General features: G+C 71.5%; 22 protein-coding genes. 8 read left to right on the forward strand and 14 right to left on the reverse strand.

Annotated features, from left to right (window positions below):
• Positions 1-71: 71 nt before the first annotated feature.
• On the reverse strand, positions 72-977 hold the full coding sequence (locus tag A9977_RS00600) for a hypothetical protein (protein ID WP_183022918.1): 906 nt from the start codon (positions 975-977) through the stop codon (positions 72-74).
• The gene (locus tag A9977_RS00605) at positions 974-2,725 is read right to left on the reverse strand and encodes an FMN-binding glutamate synthase family protein (RefSeq protein ID WP_183022919.1); all 1,752 of its coding nucleotides are present in this window, start codon (positions 2,723-2,725) and stop codon (positions 974-976) included. The genes A9977_RS00600 and A9977_RS00605 overlap by 4 nt, the downstream gene beginning before the upstream one ends.
• On the opposite strand from A9977_RS00605, the gene A9977_RS00610 reads away from it, so the two are divergent.
• The gene (locus A9977_RS00610; RefSeq protein WP_183022920.1) at positions 2,724-3,539 is read left to right on the forward strand and encodes a YecA family protein; all 816 of its coding nucleotides are present in this window, start codon (positions 2,724-2,726) and stop codon (positions 3,537-3,539) included. The two genes, A9977_RS00605 and A9977_RS00610, sit on opposite strands and share 2 nt — an antisense overlap.
• 64 nt (positions 3,540-3,603) lie before the next feature.
• On the opposite strand, the gene A9977_RS00615 is transcribed toward A9977_RS00610, so the two are convergent.
• Genes A9977_RS00615 through A9977_RS00635 form a run of 5 tightly spaced genes read right to left on the reverse strand, consistent with a single transcriptional unit; the run spans position 3,604 to position 6,249 of the window.
• Positions 3,604-3,912, reverse strand: coding sequence for a GNAT family N-acetyltransferase (locus tag A9977_RS00615; RefSeq protein ID WP_183022921.1), 309 nt, complete (start codon positions 3,910-3,912; stop codon positions 3,604-3,606).
• Between the two features lie 19 nt (positions 3,913-3,931).
• Positions 3,932-4,423: a nuclear transport factor 2 family protein gene (locus tag A9977_RS00620; RefSeq protein WP_183022922.1), complete on the reverse strand. Its 492-nt coding sequence runs from the start codon at positions 4,421-4,423 to the stop codon at positions 3,932-3,934.
• Positions 4,420-4,932, reverse strand: coding sequence for a CinA family protein (locus A9977_RS00625; protein ID WP_183022923.1), 513 nt, complete (start codon positions 4,930-4,932; stop codon positions 4,420-4,422). Before A9977_RS00625 ends, A9977_RS00620 begins: the two co-directional genes overlap by 4 nt.
• Before the next feature lie 34 nt (positions 4,933-4,966).
• The gene (locus A9977_RS00630; protein WP_183022924.1) at positions 4,967-5,521 is read right to left on the reverse strand and encodes a phosphatidylglycerophosphatase A; all 555 of its coding nucleotides are present in this window, start codon (positions 5,519-5,521) and stop codon (positions 4,967-4,969) included.
• 26 nt (positions 5,522-5,547) lie between these two features.
• Complete coding sequence (locus tag A9977_RS00635; RefSeq protein WP_183022925.1) at positions 5,548-6,249, reverse strand: metalloregulator ArsR/SmtB family transcription factor; 702 nt, start codon at positions 6,247-6,249, stop codon at positions 5,548-5,550.
• Positions 6,250-6,342: 93 nt separating this feature from the next.
• Between A9977_RS00635 and A9977_RS00640 the strand changes: the two genes are divergently transcribed.
• The 3 genes from A9977_RS00640 to A9977_RS00650 are packed head-to-tail and all read left to right on the forward strand — an operon-like array spanning position 6,343 to position 8,632.
• The gene (locus A9977_RS00640; RefSeq protein ID WP_183022926.1) at positions 6,343-7,806 is read left to right on the forward strand and encodes an MFS transporter; all 1,464 of its coding nucleotides are present in this window, start codon (positions 6,343-6,345) and stop codon (positions 7,804-7,806) included.
• Complete coding sequence (locus tag A9977_RS00645; RefSeq protein WP_183022927.1) at positions 7,803-8,288, forward strand: DUF2165 family protein; 486 nt, start codon at positions 7,803-7,805, stop codon at positions 8,286-8,288. The genes A9977_RS00640 and A9977_RS00645 overlap by 4 nt, the downstream gene beginning before the upstream one ends.
• Complete coding sequence (locus tag A9977_RS00650; protein WP_183022928.1) at positions 8,285-8,632, forward strand: lipopolysaccharide assembly protein LapB; 348 nt, start codon at positions 8,285-8,287, stop codon at positions 8,630-8,632. The genes A9977_RS00645 and A9977_RS00650 overlap by 4 nt, the downstream gene beginning before the upstream one ends.
• On the opposite strand, the gene thiL is transcribed toward A9977_RS00650, so the two are convergent.
• From thiL to apaG, 5 genes are read right to left on the reverse strand one after another with little or no spacing between them, the layout of a single operon-like run.
• Positions 8,620-9,612, reverse strand: coding sequence for a thiamine-phosphate kinase (gene thiL, locus A9977_RS00655; protein ID WP_183022957.1), 993 nt, complete (start codon positions 9,610-9,612; stop codon positions 8,620-8,622). The two genes, A9977_RS00650 and thiL, sit on opposite strands and share 13 nt — an antisense overlap.
• On the reverse strand, positions 9,612-10,799 hold the full coding sequence (locus A9977_RS00660) for a YbdK family carboxylate-amine ligase (protein WP_183022929.1): 1,188 nt from the start codon (positions 10,797-10,799) through the stop codon (positions 9,612-9,614). The genes thiL and A9977_RS00660 overlap by 1 nt, the downstream gene beginning before the upstream one ends.
• Complete coding sequence (locus A9977_RS00665; protein ID WP_183022930.1) at positions 10,796-12,079, reverse strand: cation:proton antiporter; 1,284 nt, start codon at positions 12,077-12,079, stop codon at positions 10,796-10,798. The genes A9977_RS00660 and A9977_RS00665 overlap by 4 nt, the downstream gene beginning before the upstream one ends.
• On the reverse strand, positions 12,076-14,055 hold the full coding sequence (locus A9977_RS00670; protein WP_183022931.1) for a site-specific recombinase: 1,980 nt from the start codon (positions 14,053-14,055) through the stop codon (positions 12,076-12,078). Before A9977_RS00670 ends, A9977_RS00665 begins: the two co-directional genes overlap by 4 nt.
• Positions 14,056-14,076: 21 nt before the next feature.
• Complete coding sequence (apaG, locus tag A9977_RS00675) at positions 14,077-14,472, reverse strand: Co2+/Mg2+ efflux protein ApaG (RefSeq protein ID WP_183022932.1); 396 nt, start codon at positions 14,470-14,472, stop codon at positions 14,077-14,079.
• 50 nt (positions 14,473-14,522) lie between these two features.
• Here apaG and rpe point away from each other — a divergent pair, with 50 nt between their 5' ends.
• Positions 14,523-15,209, forward strand: a complete 687-nt coding sequence (gene rpe, locus A9977_RS00680; protein ID WP_183022933.1) for a ribulose-phosphate 3-epimerase — start codon at positions 14,523-14,525, stop codon at positions 15,207-15,209.
• 4 nt (positions 15,210-15,213) lie between these two features.
• On the opposite strand, the gene A9977_RS00685 is transcribed toward rpe, so the two are convergent.
• Positions 15,214-16,158, reverse strand: coding sequence for a GlxA family transcriptional regulator (locus tag A9977_RS00685; protein ID WP_183022934.1), 945 nt, complete (start codon positions 16,156-16,158; stop codon positions 15,214-15,216).
• A 97-nt stretch (positions 16,159-16,255) separates the two neighbouring features.
• Here A9977_RS00685 and A9977_RS00690 point away from each other — a divergent pair, with 97 nt between their 5' ends.
• A complete protein-coding gene (locus tag A9977_RS00690; protein WP_183022935.1) occupies positions 16,256-17,068 on the forward strand; it encodes an SDR family oxidoreductase in 813 nt (270 codons plus the stop codon).
• Here the strand turns inward: A9977_RS00690 and A9977_RS00695 are convergent.
• Positions 17,058-17,300, reverse strand: coding sequence for a hypothetical protein (locus A9977_RS00695; RefSeq protein ID WP_183022936.1), 243 nt, complete (start codon positions 17,298-17,300; stop codon positions 17,058-17,060). The two genes, A9977_RS00690 and A9977_RS00695, sit on opposite strands and share 11 nt — an antisense overlap.
• A gap of 98 nt (positions 17,301-17,398) precedes the next feature.
• Between A9977_RS00695 and A9977_RS00700 the strand changes: the two genes are divergently transcribed.
• Positions 17,399-18,358: a succinylglutamate desuccinylase/aspartoacylase family protein gene (locus A9977_RS00700; protein ID WP_183022937.1), complete on the forward strand. Its 960-nt coding sequence runs from the start codon at positions 17,399-17,401 to the stop codon at positions 18,356-18,358.
• A gap of 91 nt (positions 18,359-18,449) precedes the next feature.
• Positions 18,450-19,403: a Ku protein gene (locus A9977_RS00705; protein ID WP_183022938.1), complete on the forward strand. Its 954-nt coding sequence runs from the start codon at positions 18,450-18,452 to the stop codon at positions 19,401-19,403.
• Positions 19,404-19,405 lie beyond the last annotated feature (2 nt).

The following is a 19,405-nucleotide window of genomic DNA, read 5'->3' on the forward strand; positions in this document are numbered from 1 at the left end:
TCGCGCGGGCTTGAGGCTGCCCGTTCGGCGTATGCGGCGGGCTGTCCGAGCGATCCCGGCGTGAACCGACCCTAGTCCCGGTCCGGGTACCAGCGCCCCAGCAGCCGCGCCAGCGCGCGTACGCGCTGCGTGTCGCGGCCCCAGCGGCGGCTCGCGGGCAGTTTGCGCAGCCAGCGCATGCGGCGCGAGGCCTCGGCGATGCGCTGGCGCACCGCTTCGCTGGCGCCAGTCTGCTGCATTGCGTGCCAGTGCTCGCCCGCGGCCTGCGGCGCGGCGGCGCGCACCAGCATGGCGGTGGAGTGCAGGTAGCTGAGCCAGTCGCGCACCTGGCAGTCGACCAGGTCCAGGGTCTCGCCCGGGTCGTCCTCGAAGTCGATGTAGCCGATCACGCCGTCGGGACACTGCACCAGGTTGCGGTCGAAGGCCTGGCTCAGGTAGGCGCCGCGCGCATGCACCGCGGCGATGGCTTCCAGCCCCTCGCGCCAGACGGCCAGCAGCGCCGCCGGGCCGGCCGCCGCCGCCTGCTCGATGCGTTCCTGCACCGTCACGGTGGCATGGCTCTGGCCCAGGTCGGACAGCAGCAGGCCGCCCGCTTCCTGCGCCAGCACCACCGGCACGCGCAGCCCGGCCGCGCCCAGTTGGCGCAGGCGCCGGGCCTCGATGGCCACGGCCGCCTCGCCGCCCGGGTTGGGCACGGGTTTGATGATGTCCAGCCGCAGCGCGTGGGCGAACAGCGCCATCACGCGGTAGCCCCACTTGCCGTGCCGCGGGCCGGCCTTCTTGAGCCACACGCGCTCCTGGCCCAGCCGGTGGCTGGCGACGGTGTCGGCCTGCCGCGGCAGCGTGCTGCGCAGGAATTCGGCGTAGCCGTCGCGTGGCGTGTCCTGAGCGGTGAGCGGGGCCGGTGCGGAGGCCGCGCCCTTGCGCATCTGCACGCGCGTCGATGTGCTGCCGCGGCCGCGATGCAAGGGGTTCATGCGGCGAGGGCCTGGTCCTGGGGCTCGGGCATGTCCTGGGCCATGGGCTGGAAGCTCTGTGCGCTGGCCAGCGGCCAGTACATGCGGAACACCGTGTGCTGCTGGTCCAGCGGACCGAGCAGCGCGCCGGGCTGCACCTGCATCACCAGGTTGCTCAGCAGGCGGACCTCGGTGTCGGAGATGCGGCGCACGATGTGGTGGGCGGTGATCTGCTGCGGATGGTCCAGGCCCGCGGCCTGCACCAGTTCCTGCAGCGCATGCAGCGTGCTGCGATGGAAGTTGCGCACCCGCTCGGCCTTGGCCGGCACCACCAGCGCCTGCTGGCGCACCGGGTCCTGGGTGGTCACGCCGGTCGGGCAGTGGCCGGTGTGGCAGCTCTGGGCCTGGATGCAGCCCAGCGCGAGCATGAAGCCGCGGCCTGCGTTGCACCAGTCGGCGCCCAGCGCCATCATGCGCGCCAGGTCGAAGGCGGTGATCACCTTGCCCGCGCAGCCGACCTTGACGCGGCTGCGCAGGCCCACGCCCACCAGCGTGTTGTGCACCAGCAGCAGGCCTTCCTGCAGCGGCGCGCCCACGTGGTCGCTGAACTCCACCGGGGCCGCACCGGTGCCGCCCTCGGCCCCGTCGACCACGATGAAGTCGGGCGTGATGCCGGTCTCGAGCATGGCCTTGACGATCGCGAACCACTCCCACGGGTGGCCCAGGCAGAACTTGAAGCCGGTGGGCTTGCCGCCCGACAGCTCGCGCAGCCGGGCGATGAAATGCATCATCTCGGTCGGCGTGGAGAAGGCGCCGTGCGAGGAGGGCGAGATGCAGTCGACGCCGATCGGCACGCCGCGCGCGGCCGCGATCTCGGCCGTGACCTTGGGGGCCGGCAGCACGCCGCCGTGGCCGGGCTTGGCGCCCTGGCTCAGCTTGATCTCGATCATCTTCACCTGCGGGTCGCGCGCGTTGACGATGAAGCGCTCCTCGCTGAAGCTGCCGTCGTCGTTGCGGCAGCCGAAGTAGCCCGAGCCGATCTCCCAGATCAGGTCGCCGCCGTGCACCCGGTGGTGCTGCGAGATCGAGCCCTCGCCGGTGTCGTGCGCGAAGCCGCCCATCTTGGCGCCCTGGTTGAGCGCCAGAATCGCATTGGCCGACAGCGCGCCGAAGCTCATGGCCGAGATGTTGAACACGCTGGCGCTGTAGGGCTGGGTGCAGGTGAAGCCCGAGGGCGTGGCCGGGTTGGGCGTGCCACCGATCACGATGCGGAAGTCGTGGTCGGCCAGCTGCGTGGGCTGCATCGAATGGTTGATCCACTCGTAGCCCGAGAGCGTGACGTTGAGCTGGGTGCCGAAGGGCCGGTTGTCGGGCTCGCCCTTGGCGCGCTGGTAGACCAGCGAACGCTGTGCGCGCGAGAAGGGCGCGGCTTCGCTGTCGCTCTCGATGAAGTACTGGCGCATCTCCGGCCGGATGAATTCCAGCAGGAAGCGCAGGTGGCCGATCACCGGGTAGTTGCGCAGGATCGCATGCCGCTCCTGGCGCAGGTCGTGCACGCCCACGCCGGTGAGCGTGGCGAACACGGCCAGCGCGAGCCAGGCCGTCCAGGCCTGCGGCAGCAGGACCGCGGCGACGACACTGGCGACAAGGCCTGCCACGCACAGCGCAAAGGCGCTGTAACGGGCTGGAAAGAAGGAAAACGTGGGGGATGAAATGATGTCTCTCCGGGAGCCTGCTGCATCATAGAGGGCTCTATCCGGCCTTTTCATGACCACGACACCCGATACCCCCGCTTCCCCGCCCTCCGACGACACCCCTGCGACCTCGGTCACCCCGAGCGCAGAAAAGGCCCTCGGCCCCGAAGATTTCGACCTGCTCGACACCCTGCTCGACGCGATGCGCGAGAAGGACGACGAGATCCCGCAGTGGGAATTCTGCGAAGGCTTCCTGGCCGCGCTGGTCTGCTCGCGCCGCGCCATCCCGCCCTCGGAGTACTGGCCCGTGCTGCTGGGCGACAGCTTCGTCGCCGCGCAGCAGATGGAATTCGTCTGGCACTGGAAACGCCGCTGGCGCGAGGTCGAGCAGGCGCTCGACGCCGACGTCGAGGCGCTCGACGACGACCGCAGCTACCAGCCCGAGGTGCTCGACACCCGCGGCGCCATCGCCTCGTTGCCCGAGGAGGAGCGCGAGGAAGTGGCCGGCGAGGCGATTCCCTCCTTCGCCCAGGTCTATGCGCTGGGCTTCATGTTTGCGGTCGAGAACTGGCCCGAGGACTGGGCCGCGCCGCGCGACAAGGAAGCCGCGGGCATGCTCGACGACGCGCTCCATGCCATCGTCGCGCTGACCGAGGACGACACCGGCAAGCCCGAGCTCTCGATGTTCAGCGAGGACGGCCCGCCCAGCGTGAGCCAGCGCCGGCTCGACGAGTTCGGCGAGGCCATCTGGGCCGTCTACGACCTGCGCCAGCTCTGGAAGAGCATGGGCCCGCGCGTCGAGACGGTGCGCAAGGAAGCCACGCCGGGGCGCAACGACCTGTGCCCTTGCGGCAGCGGGAAGAAGTTCAAGAAGTGCCACGGGGCCTGAGGGCCTGAGGCGCACGCTCGACGTGCGAACGAAGCGGCCGCGATGGCCGGTTCGTTCGCCGTGCTCAGATCTTGAACGCGCGCTGGATGTCCGGCCGCACCAGGTCCGCGTAGTCGCGGTGCTTGCGGATGTAGCCCGCGATGAACTGGTACACCGGGATCACGTGCCTGCCCTCGCTGCGCGCGGCGTCGAGCACGTGCTTCGCGAGCGCCGAGCCTACGCCCTTGCCTTCGTTCTCCGGCAGCACCTCGGTGTGCGTGAACATGATGGCGTCGGTCAGCAGGTTGTATTCGCAGTAGCCGGCCAGCGCGTCGCCGGCGAAGGCCTCGTAGCGGTGCCGTTCGGCGTTGTTGGTGATGCGGATGTCGGCCATGGGATGCGGCTCCAGGAAATCAGGGTTGGCGGGCCAGGAAGGCCTTGAGGTTGGCGGCCGCGGTGCCGCGCACCTTGCGGCGCAGGCTCGGCGACCAGCCCAGCAGCAGGCCCGGCAGGCCCAGCGCCTGGCGGGCCCAGGTCCAGAAGGGGAAGCTGTCGCGATGCGTCGCGATCAGGCCTTCGGGCGTGAAGGTGAAGCGCGCATCGATGGCGTTGTCCACGGTGCGGCCGGTGGCGCTGAACAGGTAGTGCGCGTCCCAGTGGGCCTGGCCCTTGGTGGCGTCGGCCTTCACGTCGCGGTAGCTGAGCTTCCAGACGTGCGCGCCCTTGGCCTTGGTGCCGCTGCACAGCAGCTTCCACATGCCGCTGATCTCGCGCGTGCCGCGCAGGTCGAACACTTCGTCCTTGAAGGTGGCGTCGGGCGCATAGCAGGCGGCCATGGTGTCGGCGTCGAGCTGGGCGAAGGCGTCGTAGAAGCGGCGGATCGTCTGTTCGGGTGTGGTGGTCATGGTGCGGGAGGAGGGGCGTCGGCCAGGAGCAGGGCCAGCGTCTGCAGGGCATGGTGGGCGGTGGCGGCGCGCACGGCGGCGCGGTCGCCGTCGAAGCGGCGGCGCTCGCTGCGCAGCACGCCGTCGACCGACCAGCCGAACCACACGGTGCCCACCGGCTTGTCGGGCGTGCCGCCGGTCGGGCCGGCCACGCCGGTGACGGCCAGCGACACCTGGGCGTGCGCATGCGCGACCGCGCCTGCGGCCATCGCGCGCACCACGGGTTCGCTGACCGCGCCGTGCGCTTCGATCAGCGCCGTGTCGACGCCGATCGATTCGTGCTTGGCGGCGTTGGAATAGGTGACGAAGCCACGCTCGAACCAGACGCTGGAGCCGGAGAGTTCGGTACACGCCGCGGCGATGAGTCCGCCGGTGCAGCTCTCGGCCGTGGCCAGCATCCAGCCGCGGCGCTGCAGCAGTGCGGCGACTTCGGCGGCCAGGGCGGGCAGGGTGGAATAGGCGTCGTTCATGGGCGGCGAGTATGCAATGCGCGCGTGACCCGGGTCACCAGGCGCGCCACAGCGCGATCACCACCAGCGTGCAGAAGGCGGCCACCAGGTCGTCGAAGATGATGCCGAAGCCGGCCAGGCTCCAGCGCATGGTCTGGGGCGTGGCGTTCTTCTGCTTGCACAGCGCGTCGGCCCAGCCCACCGGGCCGCGCTTGACGGCGTCGAACACGCGGAACAGCGCGAAGGCCGCGAACTGGCCCCAGAAGCCGGCCGGCGTGACCAGCCAGAGGATCAGCCAGAAGGCCACCACCTCGTCCCACACCACCGCGCTTGGGTCGGCCACGTTCATGTGGCGCGCGGTCACGGTGCAGGCCCACCAGCCGATCGGCAGCGAGGCCAGGATCACCCAGCCGATGGTGGCGGGCGAGAGCCAGAGCTGCATCACGAGGAAGGCGACCCAGGCCCAAAGTGTGCCCACGGTGCCCGGCGCCCAGCGGGGCAGGCCCGAGCCGAAGCCCAGCGCGATGACGTGCGCGGGGTGCGAGAGCATGAAACGGAAGCTCGCGCGGACCGGCGCGGTGGCGGGCGGGGCGGGGAAGGGGGTCGGCATGGCGCCGGATTCGGGTGCGGTGGACATCACCCCGCAGTGTCGCGCATCTTGGGCGCCGGCTGCGCCTCGACCGGTGCGATCGGCGTGATCGGCGTGATCGGCGTGATGCGGTAGACGCAGCGCCGCGCACCCGCGATCAGGTGCTCCTCGCGCCGCAGCGCGCCGCGCGGCCCCGCGACCTCGCGGAACACCTCGAGCTCGGAGCGGCAGAAGCCCAGGCAGCTGCTGGCGGCGGCGCAGATCGGGCAGTGGTCCTCGATCAGCAGCCAGTCGGCGCCCTCGCGTTCGACGCGCGCCATGTAGCCCTCGCCGTCGCGCAGCGCGGCCAGCCGGCGCAGCCGGGGCTCGAGCGCCTCGATGCCCTCGCAGGCCTGCAGGTAGGCGGTGCGCGTGGCCTGCTCGCGGGCGGCGATCAGGCGCTCGAGCCCGGGCTCGCCGAAGACCTCGCGCACCGTGGCCAGCAGTTGCACCGTGAGCTGCGCATGCGCGTCCGGAAAGCGGGCATGGCCCGCGGCCGTGAGCGCCCAGTGGCTGCGCGGGCGGCCGGCGCCGGCCTGCGGCTGCAACCGGGCCTCGACCAGCCCGGCGGCCTGCAGCTTCTGCAGTTGCTGGCGCGCGGCCTCGCCGGTGATCGCCAGTTCGGCGGCGAGGGCGGCGGTCGCGCGCGGGCCGTGCGTCTTCAGCGCGAACAGCAGGCGGTCGGCGGTGGCGGCGGGGTCGGCTTCCATTTATGCAAGTATTTACTTGTTTAATCGTCTGGGCAAGTCTAATATCCAAGACCTGACTTGGATAATAACGCCGGCTCTGGCTGGCCACGACACATGAGCTCACAAGCCTCCGCGGTGGATGCCGCGCCTTCGTCTTCCGCCCCCGACATCACCGCCGGCTGGTCCGAACTCTTCACCGGCCGCAACGGCTGGCGCGCGCTGGCGCTGACCGGCGGCGTCGCGCTGCATGCCGTCAACGTGCACATCGTGACCACCGTGCTGCCCTCGGTGGTGCGCGAGATCGGCGGCCTCGACTGGTACGCCTGGAGCACCACGCTGTTCGTGGTCGGCTCGATCGTCGGCGCGGCCCTGTCGGTGCGCCTGCTGGCCGCGCTGGGCCCGCGCGGCGCCTGCCTGGCCGCGCTGGCGGTGTTCGCCGCGGGCTCGGCGGGTTGCGCCATGGCGATGTCCATGCCCTGGCTGTTGGCCGGCCGCACCGTCCAGGGCCTGGGCGGTGGCATCCTGGCGGCGTTGAGCTACGCGCTGATCGGCCGGGTCTTCGAGCCGCGGCTGTGGCCGCGCGCGGTGGCGCTGGTCTCGGGCATGTGGGGCGTCGCGACCCTGTGCGGCCCGGCGGTGGGCGGCCTGTTCGCCCAGGCCGGCCACTGGCGCTGGGCCTTCTGGGCGTTGCTGCCGCTGGCCGTGCTGCAGGGCCTGTTGGTGAGCTGGCAGCTGTCGCCGCGGGCCGGCGTGCAGCACCAGCGGCCCGCCACCATGCCGCGCGTGCCGGCGCCGCAGATCGCGCTGCTGGCGCTGTCGGTGCTGGCGATCGCCGCGGGTGGGCTGCTGGACTCGCTGGCGGCGCAGGCCGTCGCGGTGACGGTCGGCCTGGCGCTGGGCTGGCTGGCCAGCCGCTGGGACCGGCGCGCCACGGTGCGCCTGCTGCCCACCGGCGCCTATGCGCTGGGCCGGCCGCTGGGCGCGATCTACGCGGCCATCGCGCTGCTGCTGGTCGGCACCACCACCGAGATCTTCGTGCCCTACTTCCTGCAGCTGCTGCAGGGCCACAGCCCGCTGGCCGCGGGCTACCTCACGGCCGCGATGGCGGCGGGCTGGAGCGTGGGCTCGCTGGGTTCGTCGGGGCGCCAGGGCGCGGCCGCCGACCGCCTGCTGCGCCTCGGGCCGGTGCTGTCGGCGCTGGGCCTGGGCGTGCTGGCCTGGGCCGTGCCCACCAGCGGCGCGCTGGCGGCCGGCCCGACGCTGGCGCTGATGGCGCTGGCGCTCAGCGCGGTCGGCCTGGGCGTGGGCATCGGCTGGCCGCACCTGCTGACGCGCGTGATGGCGCTGGCCCCCCAGGGCGAGGAGGGCATTGCCTCGGCCTCGATCACCACGGTGCAGCTCTACGGCATGGCGGTGGGCGCGGCCGTCGCGGGCCTGGTGGCCAATGCGGCCGGGCTCAGCGCGCCCGGCGGCGTGGCCGGCGCGCAGTCGGCGGCGCTGTGGTTGTTCGCCAGCTTCGCGCTGGCGCCGCTGGCGGCCGCCCTGCTGGCCCGGCGCGCGACGCGGGGCACCGCATGAGTGTCGACACCGCCGCGCTGTTCGCCGCCACGCAGGCGCTGGGGCTCGCGCTCTGGGCCAGCCTCGCGGTGCTCAACAACGTCCAGGATTTCCGGGGCGCGGCGGCTGCGGTCGGCCGCACGCTGTCGATGGCGCCGCTGGCCGAGGCCCCGGCCGTCGACACGCCGCTGCGCCGCCGCGCGATCCGCTCGCCGGCGCTGCACCGGCTGGGCCTGGTCGGCGTTGTGCTGCTGCAGTGCGTCGCGGCGGCCGCGCTCTGGACCGGCTGCGTGCTGTGGGCCGCGCACGGCACGCGCGTGCCGGCACTGCCCTGGTTCGACCTGGGCCTGGCGGCCCTCTCGGCCGCGGTGCTGGCGATGCTGCTGGGCGGCCTCGCGACGGCCTACTGGATCCGGCAGGAGGCGCTGCAGCAGACGCACTTCCTGCTGCTGCTGTGGATCCTCGCGGCCTTCGGTGTGCTGCACTTCGGTGGGGCCGCATGACGGCCGGCGGGCCGGTGCCGGAGGCGCTCGAAAAGCTGTTGGCCAAGGGCACCGACAACGCGCTGCTGCGCATGGGCCTGGCGCTGGCCTACCACCGGCGCGGCGAACTCGAACGCGCGCGCGGCCATGTCGAGGAGGCGCTGCGGCACCAGCCGGGCTTCGCGGCTGCGGGCCGCCTGCGCGGGCTGATCGCGTTGGAACAGGGCGAGCCCGCGGTGGCCGCCGAGGCCTTCGCGCAGGCGCTGGACGCCGCGCAACGGCAGGGCGAGCGCCAGCTGGAACGCGAGCTCGCGGTGCGGCTCAAGCGCCTGCAGCCGCCTGCTTCAACAGCTCACACGAAGTGATCGAATGAAGTGAAGCGCTGTTCGACCGGCGCACGCGCCGCGTCGACGATGCGCACGCCGGGCGCGGCCTCGATGCGGCCGATGCGCGTCACCGCGGTGGCGCTCGCGCGGCCGGCCTGGGCCACGGCCTCGCGCGCCGTGGCCGGCGCGGTGAAGACCAGCTCGTAATCGTCGCCGCCCGAGAGCGCGCACAGGCGCTGCAGTTCGTCGCCGAGGTCGAAGGCCGGATGGGCCCGGGCCGCGATGCAGCCGGCCGCGGCGTCGGCATCGACCACCGCGCCCACGCCGCTGGCGCGAAGGATGTGCGACAGGTCGCCCAGCAGGCCGTCGCTCACGTCGGCCGCCGCGCTCGCGATGCCGCGCAGCGCCTGGCCCAGCGCCACGCGGGGCGCGGGCGTTTCCATGCGCGCGCGCGCCAGCGCGAACAGCTCGGCCGGCAGTTCAAGCGTGCCGCGGAAGACTTCGAGCGCCAGCCGCGCATCGCCCAGCGTGCCGCTGACCCAGAGGTCGTCGCCGGCCTTGGCGCCCGAGCGCAGCAGCGCGCCGCCCTGCGGCACCTCGCCGAAGACCGTGATGCAGATGTTGAGCGGGCCGCGTGTGGTGTCGCCGCCCACCAGCGCGCAGCCGTGTTCGTCGGCCAGCGCGAACAGGCCGCGCGAGAAGCCGTCGAGCCAGCCCTCGTCGACCGAGGGCAGCGACAGCGCCAGCGTGAAGGCCAGCGGCCGCGCGCCGCAGGCCGCCAGGTCGCTGAGGTTCACGGCCAGCGACTTGTGGCCCAGCCGCACCGGGTCGACGGTGGAAAGGAAGTGCCGGCCCTCGACCAGCATGTCGGTCGACACGGCCAGCTGCATGCCGGGCGCGGGCTGCAGCAGCGCGCAGTCGTCGCCCACGCCGAGCACCACGGCGCCGGCCGCGCCGGTGGCCGCGCGGCCCTGTGCTGGGCGCGTGAAGTAGCGCGCGATCAGGTCGAACTCGCCCATCATGGCCACTTCGGCGGGTTGCGAAAACGCAGCGCGGCCTGGCGCACCACCTCGGCCAAGAGCTTTTCCTTCGACTGCTTCTCGCGCAGCCAGCGGGCGTCGTTCTGGCCGGCCTCGACGTCGGTGCGCAGCTGCGCGATCGAGCGGCTCGCGTTGATCGCCTCGCTGTGCCATTCGAGCTGCGTCATGGTCATCAGGATGTGCTCGCGCAGCGGCATGTGCTGGCCGGTGGCCGGGTCGACATACACCGCGTCGAGCCCGAAGCGGCAGGCCTGGAAGCGGTTGTAGGTGTAGACCAGGTAGTCGTCCTCGGTCGGCGTGAAGGGCTGTTCCTGCAGGAACCAGGCGCCCAGCGACTGCACGTAGCCCGCCAGCGCGGCCGCGCGCTCGACCGTCAGCGGCGTGTCGAACACGCGGATCTCGATGGTGCCGAACTCGGGCTTGGGCCGGATGTCCCAGTAGAAGTCCTTCATGCTGCGGACCACGCCGGTGCGGGTCATGCGCTCGAAGTAGTTCTCGAACTCTTTCCAGGACAGGGTGAAGGGCGCGCGGCCCGAGAGCGGGAAGGCGAACACCGAGTTGAGCCGGGCCGAGTCGAACTGCGTGTCCTGCCCCTGCACATAGGGCGAGGAGGCCGACAGCGCGATGAAGTGCGGGATGTAGCGCGACATGCGGTGCAGCATCAGCAGCGCGGCGTCGGCATCGGGGCAGCCGATGTGCACATGCTGGCCGAAGATGGTGAACTGCTTGCTCAGGTAGCCGTAGAGCTCCGACAGCTCGCGAAAGCGCGGCTTGTCGTAGATGCGCTGCTCGTGCCACTGCTGGAAGGCATGGGTGCCGCCGCCCAGCACCGCGATGTTGAGCTTGTCGGCGTTCTTCACCAGCGCGTCGCGGATCGGCGTGAGCTGGTCGATCACGTCCTGCGCCGAATGGCAGATGTCGGTCGAGATCTCGATCATGCTCGAGGTCATCTCTGGCACCACGCTGCCGGGCAGCGGGGTCTGCGCCATCAGGCGCAGCATGTCCTCGGCATAGGGCGCGAGGTCGTAGTCGTTGGTGTTGACCAGCTGCAGCTCGAGCTCCACGCCCAGCGACAGCGCCACGGACTTGTTGAAGCGCTCGAGCTTGACGCTGCGGTCGGCCGGCAGCGACGGCGCCGCACCGGACGAAGGGGTTTGCGTGCTCATCGTTGGGTGTCCCTCGTGTCGCGTTCCTCGGGGCGGGTGAAGGCTTCGGGCGCCCAGGGCCGGTGGCTCTCGCCCGAGGCATGCACGGCCACGGTGGCGAGCACCGCGCCCAGCACCTCCATCAGCAGGATCGCGGGCAGCGTGATCTGCGTGATCATCGCGCCCAGCAGCGGCGAGGCGCTGGCAAAATTCGAAGCGATCAGCAGCGCGATCGACGACAGCGGCGACATCGCGCAGCCGACCCAGAAGGCCTGCTTCCAGCTGGTGCCGCTGCCCTTGTTGGCGATCGCCACGCCGGCGATCTTGGCCACCAGGCGCACGCCGATCACGGCCAGCACCAGGCTGGCCACCGGCATGCTCCAGTCGCCCTGCGCGGCCACGATCGACACCAGCACGAACATCAGCATGGTCAGCAGCGAGGCCGCGGTGCCCAGCTGGCGCGGCCAGGCCCAGGGCTTGGGATTGAGCTGCTTGAGCAGGATGCCGCCGATCAGCGCAGCCAGCGGTGCGGCGCCGCCGAAGTGGGCGGCCAGCGCGGCGCCCGCGCCGATCAGCGCGAGCAGCAGGATCGAGGTGTTCTCGCTGGTCGGGCTCATGACCCGCAGCGCCGAGCGCATGGCCAGGGCCAGCACCGCGCCCACCACGAAGGACACGCCCAGCACCACCAGCACCGGGTAGAGCTTGCTGATCAGGCCGGCCGGGCCGCGCTCGAGCAGGCCGGCCTGCGCATAGCCCAGGGCCAGCGCATAGAAGGTGTTGAGCGTGGCCAGCGTGAGCGCGCGCTCGGTCACCGGGCCCGAGGCGCCGGTGTCCATCACCACCCGGCTCAGCACGGCCGGCGAGGCGACGATGGCGATCAGCGCCACCGGGTTGGCCACCGGCTCGGGCACGCCCAGCCATTGCAGGGTCCAGAACACGCCGAAGTAGGTCAGGGCTGATTCGAGCAGGCTCTGCAGCAGCAGCATCGGGTTGTGACGGAACCAGCGCAGCGGCAGCCGGCCGCCGGCCTCGAATAGCACGATGGCCACGCCCAGCTCGAGCAGAAACAGGCTGATGCCCTGCAGCGGCCAGACCGCGCCCTCGAAGCCGGCCAGGCCGACCAGCGTGCCGACGATGGCGTAGCCCACCACCTTGGGCAGGCCCATGTAGCGTTGCACCAGGTGGCCGGAGGCCGCGGCCGCGGCGATCAACAGCGACCACAGCACGGTCGGCAGGCCGGCCGAAGGGCGCACCCATTCGGCCCAGAAGCCCAGGAGATCGGCGGGAATGAAAGAGGTCATCGGGCAGGCACGAAGAAGCTGGCGGGCCGGCTGCGCCAGCGGGCCCAGATCGCGGAACGGATGCGCGCGCGGTCGACGGCGTTCACGCTGTGGGCCCGCAGCGCGAGGCGGAAGGCGAAGTAGAAGCTCACGCTCACGTTGAGCGCGCCGATCAGCGGCACGGCCGCCACGGCCCACCACAGCGCGGGCAGCTGCAGCGCGGCCGGGCCGAGCGCGCCGGCCGCGGCCGCGATCTGGCCGGCCGAGAGCGTGACGTGGCGCACGTCCAGCCCCACGCCGAAGAAGGCCGCGAACGCCGGCACCAGGCCCAGCATGAGGCCCAGCGAGATGTTGGAAGCGAAACCGGAGATGTGTGTGCGCATGAAGTCGGCCCAGCGGCGGGCACGGGCGGCACCGAGGAAGGCGCCGATGCGGGGGTTGTAACGCATCGCCGAGTCCAGGCGATGCAGGACAAAGGCGTTTTCGGTCCAGCCGGCCACGATGCTGGACGCGAACAGCAGCAGCCCGGTGAAGGCCGCATAGAGCGCGGTCGGCCCCGCGAGCGACAGGCCATGCAGCACACCGAGCGCATGCACCGCGTCCAGCGGCGCCGCGCCCAGCAGCTGCTGCGCCGCCACCACGATCGTCAGCACCACCGGCACCACGATCAGCACGTTGCCCAGCACTGCCGCCACCTGCGAGCGCACCAGGTGCGTGACCTCGTCGACGAAGGCATCGACCGCGCCCTCGGATTTCAGGTCGCGCAGCTTGGCGGCCATGGCCGGTGCGGTCATCGCGGGCTGCTTGGTGGCCAGCGTCAGGTGCAGCAGCTGGATCGCGACGAAGCTGGCCGCATACATCAGGCCGGAGGCGAGCCCGCCCCAGAAGGCCGAGAGCCCCAGCGCCAGGATGGCGAACTTGAGCAGCACCGTGACCGAGGTCAGCGCGCCGCCGCCCGCGGCCTTGCGCACCATCTGCGCGTAGGCGCCGCGGTCGCGCGTGATGTAGTGCTCGCCGGCCTCGGCGCTGCGCTCGGTGACCTTGGCCGCGAGCATCGAGGAGTTGGAGGCGATCAGCGCGCGGATGCTGCTGCGCTCGCCGCCGGCCGTGACCAGCTTGCCGACCAGGCGTGCCACGCTGGCCTGCGGCGCCGGGGTCATCAGGCAGTCCAGCAGCTCGCGGATGCGCAGCACGCGCTCGCGCAATTGGCGCAACCGGAACACCAGGCCCACTGAGATGCCGTGGTCCTCGAGATGCGTGTAGACCGAGGAGGCGCCCAGCCGGCAGGCGTCGAGCCGGTCGCGAAAGGCAAGGTAGGCGGCCTGCAGCGCGGCCTCGTCGCGCGGCTTGCGGAACATCTCGTCGCGCAGATCGTCCAGGCTGGACATCAGCGTGTGGAAGGGGCGCGACTGGCGCACCGGGTCGCTCATGCGCAGCCGCAGTTCGGGCGAGAAACCGGCGGCCACCACCTGGCTGCTGCAGTAGGTGATGGCATCCATCACGGTGTGGCGCCAGCGCGGGATGTCTTCATCCACCGGTGCGTCCGGCGCATCGGCCAGCAGTTCGCCCACGCGGGTCAGCGTGGCCTCGTCGAGCAGCGCGATCCAGCGCGCGTCGAAGTCGCCCGGCAGCACCATGCGGAACAGTTCCGAGGCGTCGGTGGTCTCGGGCGTGCCGGGCAGCAGCTTGCGGCGCAGGCGCTCGCTGAGTTCGCTGAGGAAGGCGGTGCGCGGCGCGAAGCCGTGGTCGGCCAGCAGGGCCGTGAGGTCCACGTCGCGCGTGAAGGCGGTCCACCAGGCGCGCACGCGTTCGCGCAGCGCGGGCCGGTTGTCCACCGCGTCGAGCAGCAGCCGCACGCGCGCCGCGGCGGCCTGGGGCGTGCCGCGCTCGCCGCGCAGCCAGTCGAACAGGTCGATCAGCCAGATGTGGCGCTCGGCCACGCCCGCCGCCGGATCGAGTCGGGCGAGCAGCGTCGACAGATCGCTCTGGGCGCGCATCCTGGAAACGGGGCGCCGGGGCTAGTGCAGCACGCGCGCCGCGGGCGCGCCGTCGGTGTTGGCTTCGAGCAGGAACAGCGGCACCGGCACGTCGTGGCGCCCGCCGTGCTCGTCCACCACGAAGAAGCTGCCGTGCATGGTGCCGCTGGCGGCCTGCAGCCGACAGCCGCTGGTGTAGCGGAAGGATTCGCCGGGCGCCAGCAGCGGCTGCTGGCCGATCACGCCCAGGCCCTTGACCTCCTGGGCATGGCCCGAGGTGTCGTTGATCAGCCAGTGGCGCGCGATCAGCTGGGCCGCGACCTTGCCGACGTTGGTCACGGTGATGGTGTAGGAGAAGGTGTAGACGTGGTCGTCCGGCGAGGATTGCTCGGGGAGGTAGCGCGGATCGACCTGGACGCTCATGGGGGACTGGGACATGCGGGAATGGTAACTGTTGGCTCCGGCGGCACGCTGCGACAATCCGGAGCATGAGCAGCCCCACCTACCGCATCGCGCCCTCGATCCTGTCCGCCGACTTCGCCCGCCTGGGTGCCGAAGTGACCGACGTGATCGCTGCCGGCGCCGACTGGATCCATTTCGACGTGATGGACAACCACTACGTCCCCAACCTCACCTTCGGACCGATGGTGTGCCAGGCCCTCAAGCCGCACGCCAAGAAGCCCGACGGCACGCCCGTGCCCATCGACGTGCACCTGATGATCCAGCCGGTCGACGCGCTGGCCGCGGCCTTTGCGCAGGCGGGCGCCGACTACATCAGCTTCCACCCCGATGCCTCGCCCCACGTGCACCGCAGCATCCAGGCGATCCGCGCCGCGGGCTGCAAGCCGGGCCTGGTGTTCAACCCCGGCGCCGGCCTCGAGGCGCTCGACTGGGCGATCGACGACATCGACCTGATCCTGATCATGAGCGTGAACCCCGGCTTCGGCGGCCAGAGCTTCATCGATTCGGCGCTGCGCAAGATCGAGCTGGCGCGCAAGCGCATCGAGCAGAGCGGGCGCGACATCCGGCTCGAGGTCGATGGCGGCATCAAGGCCGAGAACATCGCGCGCGTGGCCGCGGCCGGCGCCGACACCTTCGTGGCCGGCAGCGCGATCTTCAACGCCAAGGACTACGCCGGCGTGATCTCCACCATGCGCGCCAACCTGGCGGGCTGAACCTTCAGGCGGCGGCGTGCTGCCGGGCCGTGCGCCGCACGGCCTGCGGCGGCTGCCCCATGGTGCGCAGGAAGGCCCGGCGCATGCGCTCCGGGTCGCCGAAGCCGGCCATCGCGGCCACCGATTCGATCGGGTGCCGGCCTTCTTCCAGCAGTTCGCGCGCGGCCTCGACGCGCAGCTTCTCGACCGCGCGTGCGGGCGACTGGCCGGTCTCCGAGGTGAAGGCGCGGCTGAACTGGCGCGGGCTCAGGTTGGCCGCGGCCGCCAGGTCGTCGACCGACAGCCGCTGGCGCAGGTTCTTCTTCGCATAGGCCAGCGCGGTCTGGATGCGGTCCGAAGCCGGTGCCATGTCCAGCAGCGCCGAGAACTGCGACTGCCCGCCGGTGCGCCGGTGGTAGACCACCATCTTGCGCGCCACCGCGCGCGCCACCTCCACCCCCAGGTCCTCCTCGACCAGCGCGAGCGAGAGGTCGATGCAGGCCGTCATGCCGGCCGAGGTCCAGACCGAGCCGTCGTTGACGAAGATCCGGTCGGGCTCGAGGTGGATGGCCGGATGCGCGCGCTGCAGCGCCTGCGCGAAATGCCAGTGGGTGGTCGCGCGGCGGCCGTCGAGCACGCCGGCCTCGGCCAGGATGAAGGCGCCGGTGCAGATGCTCGCCAGCCGGCGCGACGAGGCCAGCGCGCGCTGCAGGAAGGCCAGCAGGCCGGGCGAAGAGGGCTCGGGCGTCATCGCGCCTGTGACCATCACGGTGTCGAAACGGGCGCGGCCGAAGGGCGCGCTCTCGACGCGCACGCCCGAGGAACTGAGCACCGCGCCGCCGTGCTCCGACACCACGCCCACCTCGTAGGCCGGGCGCGCCAGCTGCTGGTTGGCCAGCTCGAACACCGACACCACCACCAGGTCGAGCACCTGGAAGCCCGGGAAGACGACGATGGCGATGCGGCGCATGATGTCCTGAAACGAGGGTTAAATGACTTTCAGGACATGAGCCTAAGTGAGCCAATAGAGCCTTGTCAATCCCGACCGCTCATCAAGGACATCTCTCATGAACACTTCCGCAACCCCGCTGGGCAAGGCCCTGATCACCGGTGCCTCGTCGGGCATCGGCGCCGTCTACGCCGACCGGCTCGCCCGCCGCGGCCATCCGCTGGTGCTGGTGGCGCGCGATGCGCGCCGCCTGGCCGAACTCGCCGCGCGCATGAAGGCCGCGCACGGCGTCGAGGCCGAAGTGCTGGTGGCCGACCTCACGCAGACGGCCGACCTGCGCCGCGTCGAGGCCAGGCTCGAAAGCGACGCCGGCATTTCGCTGCTGGTCAACAACGCCGGCGTGGGCGCGACCGCGCCGCTGGTGCAATCGACGCCGGAGTCGCTCGATGCAATGCTGCTGCTCAACGTGCTGGCGCTGACGCGGCTCACGCGCGCGGCCGTGCCGGGCTTCGTGGCGCGCGGCCGGGGCGCGGTGATCAACATCGCGTCGATCGTGGCGCTGGCGCCCGAGCTGCTCAACGGGGTCTACAGCGGCAGCAAGGCCTTCGTGGTCAACCTGAGCCAGTCGCTGCACCACGAAGTGGGCGACAAGGGCGTGCAGGTGCAGGCCGTGCTGCCCGGCGCCACGCATACTGACTTCTGGCGCATCGCGGGCGTGCCGGTGGAACACCTGCCCGAAGGCATCGTGATGTCCGCCGAGGACATGGTCGACGCCGCACTGGTCGGCTTCGACCGGCGCGAGCTGATCACCATCCCCTCGCTGCCCGACGTGGCGGACTGGGAACGTGCCGACGCCGCCCGCCGTGCGCTGGGCCCGAACCTGTCGCGCCCGACGCCGGCCGAACGCTACGGTGTGGCGCTCAGCGCTTGACCTTGTCGTTGTAGACGCGGTCCGTCACCGGTCCGCGGTCGGTGTCGACCGCGCCGCGCTCCACGTCGTCGTGCGCGCGCTTGCCCACGTCAGTGGCGGTGCCGTCGCTGTTGCGCTGGCTGTCGGAGGACTCGTCGCGCTCGTGCGGCAGGCGCGGCGAGGATTCGCCGTCCTGCGTGGCGCGGGTCTTGCCGTCCTCGGGCTTCGGCGGGGTCTTCTTCGTGGCGGTCATGCGGTGCTCCTTGGGCTTTCGCCTATAGCTCGGTTATGGCCCGGTCCTCGGAAAAGCCCGGTAGGACCGCCCAGCCGCGCGCTGTAGGATCGCTGGCGATGCCTTCCTTTCCGCCCGACGACCTCCTTCGCATCCACAGCTTCGTCTCGACCGAGCCCGGCCCCCGGCTGATCGTGCTCGGCGGCGTGCACGGCGACGAAACCTGCGGCACCGTGGGCATCGAGCGCCTGCGTGCCGAACTCGACGGCGGCGCGTTGCGGCTGGCGCGCGGCGAACTCACGCTGGTGCCGGTGGCCAATCCGCTGGCGCGGCGGCTGCTGCGGCGCGAGGGCGAGCGCAACCTCAACCGCTCCTTCCGGCCCAGCGAAGTGCCGGCCGACCACGAGGCGCGGCTCACCAACCTGCTGTGCCCGCTGCTCGCGCGCCACGAGGTGCTGCTCGACCTGCATTCCTTCCAGAGCGCGGGCGAGGCTTTTTCGATGATCGGCCCGCGCAACAACAGCGGCACGCTCGAGCCCTTCGCCCGCGCCTTCGAGGAAGGCCAGCTGGCGCTGCACATCGGCACGCCGCGCGTGGTCGAGGGCTGGCTCGACATCTATGCCGCGGGCCTGGCGCAGCGCGCCGGCGGCCAGCCGGCCGACGAGGCGGCGCTGGCCTTCGGCTGGGGCACCAACGAGTACATGCGCAGCCAGGGCGGCTACGGCGTCACGCTCGAATGCGGGCAGCACACCGACCCGGCCGCGCCCGACGTGGCCCACGCGGCCATCCATTCGGCGCTGCGCCTGCTCGGCATGGTCGATGCGCCGGCCCCGGTGGCGCCGCCACAGCCCGCGCTGCTGCGGCTGGTCAGCGTGACCGACCGCGCCCACGAAGACGATCAGTTCGTGCGCGAATGGGCCACCTTCGACGCGGTGGCGCAGGGCGAGGCCATTGGCGTGCGCGCCGACGGCAGCGTGCTGCGCGCCGAGCGCGACGGCTTCCTGGTGTTTCCCAACACCGAGGCGCTGCCCGGCACCGAGTGGTTCTACTTCGCGGTGGCGAGCGAGCGCAGCCTCTAGCGCATCGGCGCCACCCCACGACGGGGGAGGCCGGGTTCCTACATGCGCGGCCGGAGCGCCGGGCTAGCTTGCAGGCTGGAGGAATCCCGCCATGCCCGCTGCCGCCAAATCGTCGACCCCCCGTGTGCTCTGGAAAGGCGCGATCAGCTTCGGGTTGGTGCACATCCCGGTCGCGCTTTATTCGGCCACCACCGACCACAGCATCGACTTCGACTGGCTCGACAAGCGCACCATGGACCCGGTGGGCTACAAGCGCATCAACAAGAAGACCGGCAAGGAGATCGCGCGCGAGCAGATCGTCAAGGGCATCGCCTACGAGGACGGCCAGTACGTGGTGCTGACCGACGCCGAGATCGCCGCCGCCTATCCCAAGACCACGCAGACGGTCGAGATCGAGACCTTCGTGCCGGCCGACAGCATCCCCTTCGTTTATCTGGAGCGCCCCTACTACGTGGCGCCGATCAACCGCGGCGCCAAGGTCTATGCGCTGCTGCGCGAGACCTTGCAGCGCACCGGCCGTGTCGGCATCGCGCGCGTGGTGATCCAGACCAAGCAGCACCTGGCGGTGCTGGTGCCGGCCGGGCCCGGGCTGGTGCTCAACCTGCTGCGCTGGGGCGCGGACATCCGGCCCTGGAAGGACCTGCCGTTGCCGGCCGAGGGCGCCAAGGCCGCGGGCCTGACCGAGCGCGAACTGAAGATGGCGGGCGAGCTGGTCAAGGACATGAGTTCGGACTGGGACCCCGACGAATTCAAGGACTCGTTCAAGGACGAGATCATGCGGCTGGTGGACCGCAAGGTGGCGGCGGGCGACACCGAGACCGTGACCCAGCCCGAGTCGGCCGAGGAAGACGGCCGCGGCAGCGCCAAGATCATCGACCTCACCGAACTGCTGCAGCGCAGCCTGCGCAAGGGTGCCAAGGCGGCGGCCGCGCCACCCGAAGACGACGAGGAAGAAGCGCCTGCCGCGAAGACGGCCGCGCGCAAGAAGCCCGCGCGCAAGACCGCCGCGGCCAAGAAGGCCCCGGCCCGCCGCCGCGCGGCCTGAGA

The sequence above is a fragment of the Variovorax sp. UMC13 genome (assembly GCF_014170375.1).
Taxonomy (GTDB): domain Bacteria; phylum Pseudomonadota; class Gammaproteobacteria; order Burkholderiales; family Burkholderiaceae_C; genus Variovorax.

Coding starts and splice junctions, on each gene's coding strand:
- A9977_RS00600 (WP_183022918.1), bottom strand. CDS start 977: ATGAACCCCTTGCATCGCGGCCGCGGCAGCACATCGACGCGCGTGCAG.
- A9977_RS00610 (WP_183022920.1), top strand. CDS start 2,724: ATGACCACGACACCCGATACCCCCGCTTCCCCGCCCTCCGACGACACC.
- A9977_RS00605 (WP_183022919.1), bottom strand. CDS start 2,725: ATGAAAAGGCCGGATAGAGCCCTCTATGATGCAGCAGGCTCCCGGAGA.
- A9977_RS00615 (WP_183022921.1), bottom strand. CDS start 3,912: ATGGCCGACATCCGCATCACCAACAACGCCGAACGGCACCGCTACGAG.
- A9977_RS00620 (WP_183022922.1), bottom strand. CDS start 4,423: ATGACCACCACACCCGAACAGACGATCCGCCGCTTCTACGACGCCTTC.
- A9977_RS00625 (WP_183022923.1), bottom strand. CDS start 4,932: ATGAACGACGCCTATTCCACCCTGCCCGCCCTGGCCGCCGAAGTCGCC.
- A9977_RS00630 (WP_183022924.1), bottom strand. CDS start 5,521: ATGCCGACCCCCTTCCCCGCCCCGCCCGCCACCGCGCCGGTCCGCGCG.
- A9977_RS00635 (WP_183022925.1), bottom strand. CDS start 6,249: ATGGAAGCCGACCCCGCCGCCACCGCCGACCGCCTGCTGTTCGCGCTG.
- A9977_RS00640 (WP_183022926.1), top strand. CDS start 6,343: ATGAGCTCACAAGCCTCCGCGGTGGATGCCGCGCCTTCGTCTTCCGCC.
- A9977_RS00645 (WP_183022927.1), top strand. CDS start 7,803: ATGAGTGTCGACACCGCCGCGCTGTTCGCCGCCACGCAGGCGCTGGGG.
- A9977_RS00650 (WP_183022928.1), top strand. CDS start 8,285: ATGACGGCCGGCGGGCCGGTGCCGGAGGCGCTCGAAAAGCTGTTGGCC.
- thiL (WP_183022957.1), bottom strand. CDS start 9,612: ATGGGCGAGTTCGACCTGATCGCGCGCTACTTCACGCGCCCAGCACAG.
- A9977_RS00660 (WP_183022929.1), bottom strand. CDS start 10,799: ATGAGCACGCAAACCCCTTCGTCCGGTGCGGCGCCGTCGCTGCCGGCC.
- A9977_RS00665 (WP_183022930.1), bottom strand. CDS start 12,079: ATGACCTCTTTCATTCCCGCCGATCTCCTGGGCTTCTGGGCCGAATGG.
- A9977_RS00670 (WP_183022931.1), bottom strand. CDS start 14,055: ATGCGCGCCCAGAGCGATCTGTCGACGCTGCTCGCCCGACTCGATCCG.
- apaG (WP_183022932.1), bottom strand. CDS start 14,472: ATGTCCCAGTCCCCCATGAGCGTCCAGGTCGATCCGCGCTACCTCCCC.
- rpe (WP_183022933.1), top strand. CDS start 14,523: ATGAGCAGCCCCACCTACCGCATCGCGCCCTCGATCCTGTCCGCCGAC.
- A9977_RS00685 (WP_183022934.1), bottom strand. CDS start 16,158: ATGCGCCGCATCGCCATCGTCGTCTTCCCGGGCTTCCAGGTGCTCGAC.
- A9977_RS00690 (WP_183022935.1), top strand. CDS start 16,256: ATGAACACTTCCGCAACCCCGCTGGGCAAGGCCCTGATCACCGGTGCC.
- A9977_RS00695 (WP_183022936.1), bottom strand. CDS start 17,300: ATGACCGCCACGAAGAAGACCCCGCCGAAGCCCGAGGACGGCAAGACC.
- A9977_RS00700 (WP_183022937.1), top strand. CDS start 17,399: ATGCCTTCCTTTCCGCCCGACGACCTCCTTCGCATCCACAGCTTCGTC.
- A9977_RS00705 (WP_183022938.1), top strand. CDS start 18,450: ATGCCCGCTGCCGCCAAATCGTCGACCCCCCGTGTGCTCTGGAAAGGC.